The organism is Planctopirus sp. SH287 (genome assembly GCF_056500625.1).
In genome coordinates this window covers 3,569,016-3,582,628 of sequence record NZ_CM151403.1, presented here as the reverse complement: position 1 = coordinate 3,582,628, position 13,613 = coordinate 3,569,016, and the positions used below count along the sequence as shown (strand labels likewise).

6 protein-coding genes are annotated in these 13,613 nt (G+C 53.7%); all 6 read left to right on the top strand.

The genetic code is table 11. From position 1 onward, the window contains the following. The first annotated feature begins 120 nt into the window (after window positions 1-120). The 6 genes from polA to SH287x_RS13265 all read left to right on the top strand — a co-directional run bounded on the left by polA (window position 121) and on the right by SH287x_RS13265 (window position 13,608). Entirely contained in the window at window positions 121-3,240 is a 3,120-nt protein-coding gene (gene polA / locus SH287x_RS13290) for a DNA polymerase I (protein ID WP_479514797.1), read from the top strand. 232 nt (window positions 3,241-3,472) lie between these two features. After that, window positions 3,473-5,485, top strand: a complete 2,013-nt coding sequence (locus tag SH287x_RS13285) for a hypothetical protein (RefSeq protein WP_479514796.1) — start codon at window positions 3,473-3,475, stop codon at window positions 5,483-5,485. A 234-nt stretch (window positions 5,486-5,719) separates the two neighbouring features. Continuing rightward, the gene (locus tag SH287x_RS13280) at window positions 5,720-6,775 is read left to right on the top strand and encodes an ABC transporter ATP-binding protein (protein ID WP_479514795.1); all 1,056 of its coding nucleotides are present in this window, start codon (window positions 5,720-5,722) and stop codon (window positions 6,773-6,775) included. Window positions 6,776-6,848: 73 nt separating this feature from the next. Then, on the top strand, window positions 6,849-8,537 hold the full coding sequence (locus SH287x_RS13275; RefSeq protein ID WP_479514794.1) for a hypothetical protein: 1,689 nt from the start codon (window positions 6,849-6,851) through the stop codon (window positions 8,535-8,537). A 188-nt stretch (window positions 8,538-8,725) separates the two neighbouring features. Next, the gene (locus tag SH287x_RS13270; protein WP_479514793.1) at window positions 8,726-10,090 is read left to right on the top strand and encodes a metallophosphoesterase family protein; all 1,365 of its coding nucleotides are present in this window, start codon (window positions 8,726-8,728) and stop codon (window positions 10,088-10,090) included. After that, complete coding sequence (locus SH287x_RS13265; RefSeq protein ID WP_479514792.1) at window positions 10,087-13,608, top strand: AAA family ATPase; 3,522 nt, start codon at window positions 10,087-10,089, stop codon at window positions 13,606-13,608. Before SH287x_RS13270 ends, SH287x_RS13265 begins: the two co-directional genes overlap by 4 nt. Window positions 13,609-13,613 lie beyond the last annotated feature (5 nt).

Below are 13,613 nucleotides of genomic sequence, written 5' to 3'. Positions count from 1 at the left end.
CTGTCCGGGAATATGGGTTTCTGCGAACAACTGTGGACATTGTCGGTTGTATCGCCGGCGAGAAGGGGAGAGCATGTCAAATTCATCCTTTTTAACGTCTCTCGATGGAATCGATTCTCCATGCCCCGTGATCGCTCGCCTCGCCATCTTTTCTCGGAACTCGATCAGGATGCCGAGTCGGTTCCCCCCGAAACAGAAACGCCCCCATCTCCAGAACAGCAAGTCACGCCAGCAATCACCATCGACGCCACAACACCCCCGTTTATGCCACCCTCAGAAGAATCGTTGGTTCTTCCAAACGCAATGATTCCCAATACTGCTGTGACTCCAGATGTCGCAGTGATGGGAGATGTCACAGTGACGGGAGATGTCACAGTGACGAAAGATGTCGCAGCCAGCACCCCTCTCCCAGCCAGCATGCTGGGGGAACGCGCCTGGCTGATCGATGTCTTCGGCGTCATGTTTCAGGTCTTTCATGCCATCCCCCCCATGACCAGCCCCGCCGGCCAGCCGACCAACGCGGTGTTTGGATTTTGCCGCGATCTGCTCTGGCTGATTGAATCACAAAATCCCACCTGGCTGATCTGCGCCATGGATAGCCCCGGCCCCGGCCAGCGAGAAGGATGGTATCCCGAGTACAAAGCCAACCGCGCAGAAATGCCCGAAGACCTGAGGCCGCAAATCCCGTTGCTGCGCGAGGTCTTTGAAGGCTTCGGGCTTCCCATCGTTCAATGTGAAGGCTGGGAAGCTGACGACGTTCTGGCCACCTTGGCAACACAGTTTGCCAGCCAGGGAACCAACGTGGCCATTGTCACCAACGACAAGGATGCCCGCCAGCTTCTGGCACCCAATATTCAGCTTTACAACCTCCGCAAGATGACCTGGTTCAATGAAGTCTCCCTGATGGATGATTGGGGCATTCGTCCAGATCAGGTGGTCGATTTCCAGGGACTGGTCGGTGACGCCGTCGATAACGTACCGGGTGTTCCACTGGTTGGCCCCAAGAAGGCCGCCGCGCTCTTACAACAGTTTGAAACTCTCGAAGGGGTGCTCGCCAATGCTGATAAAGCTCCGGGAGCCAAGCTGAAAGAAAATCTCAAAAACTTTGCGGATCAAGCCCGTCTCAGTCAGAAGCTGGTCAGGCTGAATACGGCGCTCCCCTTGAACTTTGTGTGCGAAACCTCTCGTCGTATCACCCCCGATATTGAAAAGCTTCAGGCACTCTTCCGCCGGTTGGGCTTCCGTAAGCTGGTGGATGATGCAGCCCGGATTTTACAGCCAGGCAAAGCGTCTGTCGTCACCGCCAATCCCAAGGGGGAAACACGATCCCGCGCCGACTCTGATACAAATGACGCCGGGACTTTGTTTGAGCAACTCGCAGCAGATACCGAACCGCCCGCATCGTCGTTTCAGCGACTGGTTCGTCGTTGGAAAACAGTGGATTCTCCCGAAGCATTAGAGGAATTGGCGAAGGTTCTGGCGGCCCAGTCAACACTTTGCATCGATCTGGAAACCACAGGCGTCGATCCACTCCGTGCCGATATCGTCGGCTGGGCCATCGCCTGGCCAGCAGAAGACCAGCAGGGCAATGAAGCCTGCTATCTTCCAGTCATGGGGCCGCCCGGATCAAAGCTGCTGAACGCACAACAGGTCATCCAGACGCTTAAACCTATTCTGGAAAATCCCCAGTGCCAGTTCATCAATCAGAACGTGAAGTTTGATCTCCTGGCGATGAGACGCGTGGGAATCAATCCCGCCAATATCGGCATGGACACCATGGTGGGCGATTATCTGCTCGATTCCGGGGCCAGATCACATAACCTGGAGGTTCTTTCGCAGAAGTATCTTCGGGCACTCACCATTCCCATCTCCGATCTCATTGGCACCGGGAAAAATCAGAAGACGATGGACGTCGTTCCTGTCGAACGAGTCGCAGAATACGCGACGGAAGATGCCGAGTTGGTTGTCCGCATGGCGCCGATCATTGAGTCACAACTCAAGGAAGCCGAACTTTGGACGCTCTATAACGAACTGGAACGCCCACTGATCCCCGTGCTGGCCGACATGGAGTTCGCCGGCATCACGGTCGATGTGGCCGAGTTAAACCGGCAGAGCGCCGATGTCACGCAAACTCTGGCTCACTTGATGACCGAGATCCATGAGTTAGCCGGCCGCGAGTTCAACATCGATTCACCGCTGCAATTGCGGAAAATCCTCTTTGAAGAACTCAAACTGCCCGTGCAGAAGAAAACAAAAACCGGCCCCAGCACCGACCAGGAAGTGCTGGAATTGCTGGCTCCTCTCCATCCCCTGCCAGCCAAAATCACAGAACACCGGCATCTCTCGAAGCTCAAGGGGACGTACCTTGACACCCTTCCTTTGCTGGTCAATCCTCACTCACAACGGATTCACACCTCGTTCAATCAGGTGGTGGCTGCCACAGGCAGGCTCAGTTCCAGCGACCCCAATCTTCAGAACATCCCCATTCGGACGCCCGAAGGAAGTCGCATTCGCAAAGCGTTTATTTCCAAGGCAGAAGACTGGCGACTCATTTGTGCGGATTACTCCCAGATCGAGCTTCGCATGCTGGCCCACTTCAGCCAGGATCCCGCCCTGGTTGCCGCATTTTCTCAGGGAGACGACATTCACCGGATTGTGGCTGCCCAAGTGCATCATGTCGCCCCCGAAGACGTCACGGCTGAGATGCGGCGGATTGCCAAAGCGGTCAACTTTGGTGTGATGTATGGACAAAGTCCCTATGGCCTCAGCACCGCTCTGGGCATTTCTCGGGAAGAAGCCACCACCTTCATTGACGAGTATTTTACGCGGTACGCCGGTGTGACCAGCTTTATGGATCAGGTTCTTGATGAATGCCTGGCGACGGGTTACGCAAAAACCATCCTTGGCCGGCGAAGACCCATTGAAGGCGTGCGCGGGCCAAGAGAACGCAACCGCAATCGGAACATGGCCGAACGTACTGGCATCAACACCGTCATTCAGGGATCAGCCGCCGACTTAATCAAAATGGCCATGATCCGGGTTCACAACCGATTAAAACGAGACCAGCATCCGGGACAGATGTTGTTACAGATCCATGATGAACTCGTTCTGGAGGCACCAGCACCTCTGGCTGAAGAGTTGGGGGCGATTGTCCGTGAAGAGATGATCAACGCTTTGCCACTCGATGTTCCTCTGGAAGTCGACGTGGCGATTGGCCTCAACTGGTTAGATGCCAAGTAGAAAATTCACTCCAGAATCAGTTTTCTCAGTTTCCGCAGGATGATTCCTCTCATATCGAGCGACGACATGTCGTGAGAAGACGTGTCTTCGCCCGATTCCCGGGAATCTTGGAACACGTGCTTTTCGAGGCTTGGTCAATCCGGTAGGTTTCTGGAATGCTCTGTGTGAAAGATCAAGAGATCGTCCACGGACTCATTGCCCGATAGTTCTGAATGGAAACGGGGTTTTCTCCATGTATCGCCTGCCGTCGAGTCGACCGTGGTGCTTCAGTCACACACTTCATTGTCGAGTCGTCGGCGCTCTGCTCTCCCTCGTTTTATTCACGGTCTATGCAAATGTGGCTGAAGCGGTGGAAGTCGTTTCAACCCGTTGGGGCATGACGGGAAACGTACGGATGAGGCACTTCAACCTGCTCTCCGTGATTCTGAAAAACAACCAGTCCGAGCCGTATGAAGGGGCGGTGCGCATTCGGAAATTTACCGGCACAAACCCCGTCGATGCCATGTATGTGGAACCGGTGTTCCTTGGCCCGAACTCCGAGCGGATTGTTCAGTTCAATGTGTTTGTCACAGATCCCTATGAAAACTGGCAGTTGTCGCTGACCAATCAGCCAGGCTGGGTGACAATCAATCCCCCCGGAACCGACGAATCACCCGTGTTCCAGATTGTGAAGAGCAGTGCTCTCAGCCAGGGACTTCCAGGCATCGCGAAGATTGAAGAATCCTTTTTTCCGGTGACAACCGCGGGAATTTCTCAAATCTCACACATCGTGCTGGATCACCAGCCTGAATGGGAAGAAGCCCGCTCCCGCGCCTTATTGGACTGGATCGCCAAAGGTGGCCAATTGCATGTGGCTCCGGGAATCTCAGGAACTCTCCCCACATTCAAAGGGGCTTTGGCAGCCTTGAACTCCCCCTTGAATCATCTGGCGTATTATGACGGCAGCGTTGTCAGGCACGATCAAAACCTCTCCAAACTCTCAGCAAGCGAAATCCATGAAATGCTGGGACTGGCCTTTGCCGAGAAAGAGAAGGGCCAGAATTGGCAGCAATACAATGTCATGAACTATGAGGGCGGCGACTATTGGGGCCAGGGTTTTTTCAACTCACTTCAAGACCTGACCAGTCCCGATCATGCCTGGGTTTTCATTCATGTCTTATCGTGGATCTATATCGCGTTAATCTTTCCCGGAGCCTGGTTGGCCGGTCAGTATTGGAAAAGTTACCGCATCACTTTTGCCGTCACATTGGGCGGGGTTCTCGTCTTTGCCTTGATCTTTCAGGTGCTGGGACAGCGAGGTTATGGCGAGCAGACGCAATTGAACACCATCGCCATTCTTCGGCCTGTGGCTGCCAATGCCTGGGATGTCGAAGGCTGGGCCAGTGCCTTTGTCACTTCGAGCGGCCAGAAAAGTCTGCAACACAAAGGAACCGGACTGCTCTATTCCACCTGTCAAACGCAAGAGTCCGTTCAGGGAGCCATTCGTGGAGGAACGGACGGCATGTTCAATCTCAACTTCCCCCCCTTTTCTCACCGTGAGTTTACGTTTCGTGAACGACTGGAGATGCCTGTTCCTCGTGTGACCCTGGTTCCTCGCGGTTCTGTCTCAGGGCACCCCATGCCCCCCGCAGTGAACTCCGTCACCACGGAATCTGACAATCTCGACACCAGCGATGATCCCGCCAGCAATGAAACCATCGACCTGGCAGCCAGTCGATTCACTCTCTTGCGAATTGAAGGAACCTTTCCCACAGAACCTCAGTCAGGATTCTTCATCAGCGGCAATCAGGTCGTCACCTTGCGTCAAACTCGAAAAGCTGCCGACTCTGATCTCGCGAATGAATCATTGCCAGAGGGTATTCCAGACAACCCAGGTAGAAAAACTCTCACGGGCAGCGACTCATCCTCGAAGAAAATCACAACCTGGGATCTTCGTCAAAGCCGTACCAAACTGGGTGATTTTATCAATGCGGGTCAACAGATGGTGGCTTTGCCGCTGCACATGCGAAAAGATCAAATGTCGCAAGAACAGTTTCTTGCCAAGGTGACTCCGCTGGTGATCGCCCGTGTGGCCGGTGTTGCGATGCGAGATTCTTCAAAAGAAGTCATGCTTCCCCCGGGGAAGGCTTACGCCGTCATGTTCGCTCCACTTCCGGAACAAGTCATGATTCGTAAAGACGATTTTCTTCAGCAAGGCTGGGTGGCCTATGTGCTTCCCGTGGCAGACAACTTAGCGATCCCATAAGCCTGATTTTTCAGTCTTTGACAGGTGCCGTTTCTGGAAGAAGACCGGGTAATGAATTGAACCTCGAGTGATCTTGTTTCTCAATTTTTACGGCCAAGAATTCTCAGAAAAACTCCCTCTCCCGCCTGCGGGAGAGGGTTGGGGTGAGGGTTGATTAACCACCATTATTTCTGACAAAAAACACCACACGCCACATCATCACCACAACGATCCATTGACGAACGTAGGAACGTTATGACAGAGGCCACCTCTCATCCAGCGGCTGATAACCATCCCCCAGAGCACCCCTCCAAGGCCACGGAGTCCGGAACTTCTGCTCAACCTGAATCTCCAGTGGATTGGGCCAGCAATAACTTTGCCATTTCACTACACAATGTGACCCATCGTTTTCAGGGAAAAAAAGCTCTCGACCGGGTCTCATTTGCCGTAGAACGAGGCTCACTGCACGGATTTGTCGGGCCTAACGGGGCCGGTAAAACGACCTCGCTCAAGTTGATCTGTACGCTGCTGCAACCGCAGACAGGACGGGTGAGAGTCTTTGGGAAAGATGTGGTTGATCACATTCGCGAAGTTCGGACTCAGATCGGCTTCATGCCGGATCATTTTAGTACCTACCGACAGATGACGGTCAATGAGTATCTCGACTTCTTTGCCGCCGCTTACGGCCTCGCTCCCAAGCGTCGTCTGGAAGTCATTGAGCAGGTTCTCACCCTGGTTGATATGCAGCATCGGGAAGGAGACTTAATTTCCGGTTTGTCGCGGGGCATGCAGCAGCGAGTCGGGTTGGCGCGTGTTCTGGTCAATGACCCAGACCTCCTGTTATTGGACGAACCGGCTTCAGGGCTGGATCCTCGGGCACGAATCGAATTGATGGAAATTCTCCGTGCCTTAAAGGGGATGGGGAAGACCATCTTCATCAGTTCGCACATCCTGTCAGAGCTTGCAGAACTCTGCGATGCCGTCACGATTATCGATCGGGGAGAGATTCGTTTTTCTGGTCGCATCAATGAACTGCTGGTTCGCCCACAAGGAAGAAATGGATTGCGGTTTGAATTCGCCCCCGGATCTCCCGAAATGACCGAATTGCTCTCGCAAGTCGAAGGAGTCATGTCCTCAGAGAAAGCGGGCGAAGGAGCGGGCTATCGCATTGAGTTCGATCCTTTGCGAACTGATGCCAACCAGTTAGTCATTAAAGTGGCATCGCTGGGAGTCCCCCTGCTCAGCTTCAGTGAAGACCGCCGACATCTCAACGAAGCCTTCATGGATCTGACCACAGCCGGGGTTCGCTGATCAAGAACTGATGAGACACAGCTTCTCTTTATTTGTCTGACACTTCGCCTTGAGCCTGTTGCGGTAAATATCTATGTACCACGGAATCGCGGCACTACTGGGCCGGTCATTACGGCTGGATGCTCGGCAACTCGGGCCGAATATCTTTCGTTTAGGCTTCGTGCTGGCGTTATATGTTTCACTACTGATTGCCCAGGCGGGAGCTGCCAGCTTCGGTGCCCCTGGCCTGCGTTTTTTTCAGATGATTGCCTGGCTCAACTTCATGGCCATTTTCTTCTCGGGGATCACCTATTTTTCGACCGTCATCACTGAAGAAAAAGAAGAATCCACGCTCGGACTCCTGCGCATGGCCGGCATTAGCCCACTGGCCATTCTGCTGGGAAAATCGACCAGCCGGATGTTGAGTGCCCTGATTTTGCTGGCGATTCAAATTCCCTTCACGCTGCTGGCCATTACGCTGGGAGGAGCCACACTGGAGCAGATCCTGGCAGCTTATGTTGCGCTGGGGGCTTTCATTGTGATGCTGGCCAATGCGGGGCTGGTTTCCTCGGTGATTTGTGCACGCGGAGGCACAGCCGCCGCGATGACAGTCTGTCTGGTGATTGCCTACTTTTTCACTCCCGTCATTGCCGGTGCCATCAATACCGAGATCCAGAATTCAGGCAGCGCTAACTCGCTATTTCTGGGAACTATCGCTTCCCTCTGCCAATTTCTCGAGCAAATCTCGATTATGAATCAGCTTTCAGTCATCGTCAGTTCCGGCTACGGAGATTTGAGTGATCTGATCGTGCTTGATGATGACGGGAATCCGATCTCTCAGTGGAGTTGGGCCATCTGGCAAAGTCGTCTCAACCTGTTGGCCACCACCCAGGTGATTTCCAACCTTGTCATCGGTTTTTTCATGTTCGGGTTCGCCTGGTTGCTATTCGACAGACTGACCCGTTACGAACGGCCGAATTTTGTGGCAGAACGAAACCTCTTCATGCCACTCGCTGTAGGAAAAAAACGACGTTCTCCATTAGGACAAGCCTGGGGAAATCCTTTTATCTGGAAAGATTTTTACTTCCTGACAGGTGGCCCACGCTGGCTAGTCCTGCGGCAGTTTCTGATCTGGGGTGTGGTGCTGCTGATCCATGTCTGGATTGTCATCATCGATAGAAATCATCAGTTGACGGATTACTTCAATCTCGAGCAGTTTTTCGTCACGGCTTTGTCGGCCTTCACCTTTGTTATGGTTCTTGAAGGAGCAATCTACAGTTCGAGAGTCTTTCAGACGGAAATCCAGTCGCAGACGCTCTCGGCCCTGCTGATGCTGCCACGATCTGTCGCGTACATCGCTTATTCTAAAGCGGCGGGATGTCTGCTGGGGGTCATCCCCACCCTGGTTTCGCTAGCCATCGCCTGGGTCGGCCTGACGATGGTCAGCGCTTCCCCTGACCGGATGTGGGATTCTTTGGCAAGAGTCCTGACAGAACCCGGATTCTGGGGAATGGCCAGCGTGGTGGTCATTTTTTACCACCTGGTTGCCACATTATCGCTGTTTCTCAAATGGGGAGCGTTGCCGCTCAGTTTTGTGATCATGATTTTCAGTAGCAGTTGCTGCCCGTTTATTTATCTGCTGATGGCTCTGAGCAACATGAATCGCGACCCTTTTTCCACGTTTGCAGGCATTTGTATTAACCTGATGGCCATTTCACTGGTCAGCCTGATCTTTCACGCCGTCATTGCGGCCAGGCTGCAAGTTCTGGGAAGCAAACTCTAGTTCCCAGACTGTTCCTCTTTTGCCAGGCAGTATGGCCCGTGGCCATGAGATGAGTTTGCCAGACTTAATCGCAATCGCGGCTAGATTTCATCAGTATGTTCCATTCGGGACAACTCGCGAGACAAGAACGTCTCACAATGCCCGCAAGATCTTTAACCCATCGTTTGCCGCTGGAAAATGACTTTTTCATGTCGCGTTTTCTGCACGTTGCCGACTTGCACCTTGACAGCCCCCGGAGTGGCCTTTCGCGCGATGCCAGCGCACCGGCGAGCGAGATTCAGCAAGCACCCAGGCGAGCTTTTGAATCACTGGTTGATGCCGCCATTCGTGAGCAGGTGACCGCCGTCGTCATTGCCGGTGATCTCTACGATGGGGACTGGAAGGATCATCAGACGGGGCTGTTTTTTGTCAGGCAGGCACAGAAACTGGCCGATGCAAAGATTCCCATTGTGCTCATTGCAGGGAACCACGATGCACAATCGGTCATGACGCGCGAACTGCGATTGCCTGCCAACGTCCGGGCACTCAGCGTCAACGAAGCGGAAACCGTCACTCTCGATCATGCCGGTCTGGCATTGCACGGGCAGGGGTTTGCGAATCGGGAAGTCTTTACCAATCTGGCCGCTCAATATCCCGACCGCATTGGCGGCCTCATTAATGTCGGCATTCTGCATACCGCTCTCACAGGACTGGAAGGGCACGCCAACTACGCCCCGTGTAATCTCGATGATCTGGCCCGCAAAAGTTACGACTATTGGGCACTCGGCCATATCCACAAACGACAGGAATTTGCACTGGCGAATGGAAGCGTCGCCGTCTTCCCCGGCAACCTTCAGGGACGACATATCCGCGAAACCGGCCCCAAAGGTTGCGAGATCGTCGACTACGACGCGACCGGGATTGTGAGCCGCAGGTCATTAGTGCTGGATGTCTTTCGGTGGGAACTCTTACCCGTCAATGTGAGTGGCGCAACAACCTGGAATGGCGTGTTAACCCTCGTCGATGAACGCTTGCGGGCATTCGGGCAAACGTGCGATCCCAGGCCTCACGCCCTGCGTGTCGAGCTATCGGGTGAGACGCCATTACATGGCCAACTGCTTGACCGCGAGCGAGATCTTCAAGCCGAAGTACAAAGCCTGGTGATGCAGCAGGGAAGTGGCCATTGGTGGCTGGAAGAGACCTCTCTTCGCACGCACCATCGTCAGCGCAATCACGCATTGTTGGGGGAATCAGACAGCATTCATCAAGAACTGCTCACACTGGCAGGGTCTCCCCGGTCTGCAGAGTCTCCTCTGTCAAACGCCACAGACTCAGGCATGGAAACCAGCACAAGGGGATTACCGGAAGCTGTGGATCAGCGACTCAAAGAAACCTGGGATGAGCTGCGGAAAAAGTTACCCCCGGAAATCTCTCTCACGGAAATTTTGCCTTCATCGGACTCAGGCTCCACCCACCAGGTTGCCTGGGAAGGGTTGCAAAATGAAGCATTGGCGATCCTGGCATCGCGGTTGACAGGACTTCACGAATCACGTTCTCAAGGAGCGCAGTCATGAAGATCACCGCGATTCATCTGGAAAACATCGGGCCATTCAAAAAAACAACCTGGCCGCTCGATCCCACCCGCGGGCTGCACCTAATTTCCGGGCCAAACGAAGCGGGCAAAAGTACCGTACTCAGAGCTTTGGGTGACGCCTTTTACGGTTACCCCAGAACCCCGGTTGATGGCGAGTTTTTTCAGTCATATCGTGACCGGCGAGTCGGGCTTTCCCTGTTGCTGGATGATGGCGAAGAACTCTCCTTCCTCCGCCGCAAAACGGCCACTCAATCACTGCGAACGCTGGACGATTCCACCGTCATCCCGGAGGCCTTGTTGCAAAACCGATTGGGCGCTGTGGATCGGCCGCGCTTCGAGCGTTTCTTCGGACTGGATCATGCCAGTCTGGTTCGCGGAGGATTGGAACTGCTCTCTTCCGAAGGGGATGTCGGAGCCATCCTGTTTGCCGGATCACAGTTGAGCGGGGTTCCGCAAGTGCTGGCGCAATTGGAGAAAGAGGCCGCTGAGCTATTTTCTCCCCGCGCCCGAAATCCTCGCTTGAATAGTCACCTCCAAGAACATGCCACCTTGACGACATCCATCAATCAGGTGGCGGTGAAGCCCCAGGCCTGGCGAGTCATTCAGCAGGAGTTTGAGTCATCACAGACCGAGCTTGAAAACCTGCGTCAGCAACGCAGCCTTGCTGAAATCCAGTGCAACCAGCTTTTGCGATTGCATGCGGCTTGCGCACCAGCCCGTGCCTGGAAACGGATTCAACAACAACTGGCCACCTTTGAAGCCTTGCCGTGGCTTGACGAAGAATTCTTTGCCAATGTTGCTCGCGTCAGTGAACAACATCGCAAAGCGAGCGAACAACGAGCCTATCTCTCAGCAGAAAAAGAACAACGAGAAACCCAGGCCAGCCAACAGACAGCCGTTGATCCCGTCTGGCTGGAGATTGAACAGCTTTTGGCCGACCTGATCGAATCACGCGGCTTCATTCGGAAGGCTCGCCAGGATTCATTGGGCATACAGGAAGAGCTGCAAAAGCAAAAGCAATCCTACGCCACAGCTTCACAACGGCTCTATGGAGTCAGTGAGGGAGCCTTTGCTCCGTTGTCTCGAAAGGTGCGTAAACAGTTTGAAACTCTTCGCTCGGAAAAAGCCGTTCTCGATGAACGGCAAAGCGCGTTGGCCCGGCAAAACCAGGCCTTGATCGACGACAAGGCCCGATTGGCCACAGGGGCGTCAGTCGATAAGGACTCGTTGAACAAGCAACAGATTGACGGCCAGACATGGCACGCCGAAGTCACTTCGTTGTTGTCGCAGGAATTGGAGGCTAACAACTGGCGAACAGAGCAACTGACCATCGAATCGGGGATTCTTCAACTGGCAAACTCTTTGAACGCGATGCACCAGCATAAGAATTCAAAGACTTTGCCCAAGTTGGCTTCGATGAATGACGCCAGTGAATTACTGGAGTTAATCTGTGGCCAGGCATGGCCAACGCTGGAGACGATCGATGCCTGTAAAGACGCAGGGGACGCAAAGCGAAGCTCGGTTCAACAGCACGAACAGTTACTGACAGATCTTCAAGCCAAATTGGATCGTCTGATCAACGAACAGCAGACGTTCCGAAATCTTGTCCTGCATGTCCATGTGGAAGATCTGACAGCAGCCCGTCAATCACGTGATGAACTGTGGAATCGCTATCAACAAAGTGAAGAACCACTGGCCACTCTGGCAGCTGAAGTGACGCAGGCCATGGAGAAAGCGGATCAATTAGCTGACGCGCTCTTCACCCATGCCGCCAACGTGAACCGTGACCTCGAATTGAAGTTGCAGATTGAACAAACCCAGTTTGCTCAGCAGCAACAGAACGAACTTTGCCAACAGGCCAAAGCAGCCGAAGCTCAAACCCTCATGCTCTGGCAGGCCGAGTGGAAAAACCTGCCTGTACCAGCCAGGTCACCTCGCGAAATGCTGGGCTGGAGAAGAACAGGAACCGAACTGACAGAGAAATATCAACAGTGGAAAGAACTCCGTCACAAGCTGGAGAGTTTCACAACGGTTGTGGATGAGTTCACACGAAGGTGGTCTCTGGACTTCCCTGATCAGTCGATTGTCTCCTTGAAAGCAAGTGAAGCTTTCCTCTCTCATCACCTTCAGCAACTCTCCGAACAGCTTCGAGCGTCAGAAATTCGCACTGTCGAGTTGCAGAGGCTCAGTACCGATCAGGAGCGAATTCATCGGACAAAGCAGGAACTGGAGACCGCGCTGTCGGCCTGGAATCTGGCCTGGGAAACCGCCTGTCAGCAAGCCGGATGGAACGAGATCCCCCCTTCCGATGAACTGGCCGAGTTGCTCGAACAGTACCGGATGATCGAGCAGGCTCGACCGGCTATCGAAGGTTTAGAACAGCGATTAGCTGGCATGCAACAGGACGAAGAAACCTTCAGGCAACGGGTACAGGCGTTGGCAATTCAATGTTGGGGTGATTCGTTCTCACCCGCTCCCGCCATGGAATTGTTGATTCAACTGGAACAACAAGCCAAGGTCGCTCGCAAGCAATTTGACCAGCAGGCCGATCATCGTTCACGAATGGAAACGATGACACATAACCTTGAGGCATTACGGCAGGAAATCGATTCCACACAAACACAACTCACGGAATTCTGCTCGCAGGCAGCTATCAATTCTCCCAGTGAGTTTCCCGAGCAACGAGAGAAGTGCCGCCAGCGCCGTGAGCTGTTGGCTAACTTACAAGTTCAGGAAGCCGAGTTATCCCGGCAATCGGGCAATCGCTCTTTAGAGACTCTTGTCGATGAAGCACTGGCCGTTGATCCTGACACTCTTCCTCCAGCGATTGCCCAGTGGCAACAAACGATTACCGAACTTCAAGCCAAAGAACGGGATGCCATCGCCCGATTTGAAAGAGCCAAGCTTGACTTGGCACAAATGAGTGGTGTCTCTCAGGCGGCGGCTCTCGCCGAGCAAGCCAGCGACTTGAGGCACGACATCATTCAGGAAAGTCGTGAATACCTGCGATTAAAAATGGCGGCAGAATTATTAAGGACTGCGATCAAGTCGTATCGCGATCAACACCAGGGGCCAGTTCTGACGCGGGCATCCGACTTGTTCACACGTTTGACCGGAGGCGTTTTCGCCGGAGTGAAGACCGACATTGATGAAGACAAACCCCGATTGGTCGTCTGCCTGCATGACGGAAGTACGCTGGAAGTGGGAGCCTTGTCGACGGGAACGGCAGATCAACTCTTTCTGGCGATCCGGCTGGCATGGATTGAAGAATATCTGACGCAGCATCCCCCCTTTCCTCTGATCCTCGATGATGTGCTGGTTCAATTTGATGACGAGCGAGCCTGTCACACACTGGCCGTCCTGGGAGAACTTGCACGAAAAACGCAGGTGATCTGCTTCACACATCACGATCATCTGAAAGAATTGGTCGTGAAGACCCTTGAACCGGATCAATACCAGATTCACCCGCTTGAGCGTTTAAGAACCATCGCTCTCTGAAAACC

Excerpts from the sequence above, each read along its gene's own strand:
- SH287x_RS13265 (WP_479514792.1), top strand. The coding sequence starts at position 10,087 with ATGAAGATCACCGCGATTCATCTGGAAAACATCGGGCCATTCAAAAAA.
- SH287x_RS13275 (WP_479514794.1), top strand. The coding sequence starts at position 6,849 with ATGTACCACGGAATCGCGGCACTACTGGGCCGGTCATTACGGCTGGAT.
- SH287x_RS13285 (WP_479514796.1), top strand. The coding sequence starts at position 3,473 with ATGTATCGCCTGCCGTCGAGTCGACCGTGGTGCTTCAGTCACACACTT.
- polA (WP_479514797.1), top strand. The coding sequence starts at position 121 with ATGCCCCGTGATCGCTCGCCTCGCCATCTTTTCTCGGAACTCGATCAG.
- SH287x_RS13280 (WP_479514795.1), top strand. The coding sequence starts at position 5,720 with ATGACAGAGGCCACCTCTCATCCAGCGGCTGATAACCATCCCCCAGAG.
- SH287x_RS13270 (WP_479514793.1), top strand. The coding sequence starts at position 8,726 with ATGTCGCGTTTTCTGCACGTTGCCGACTTGCACCTTGACAGCCCCCGG.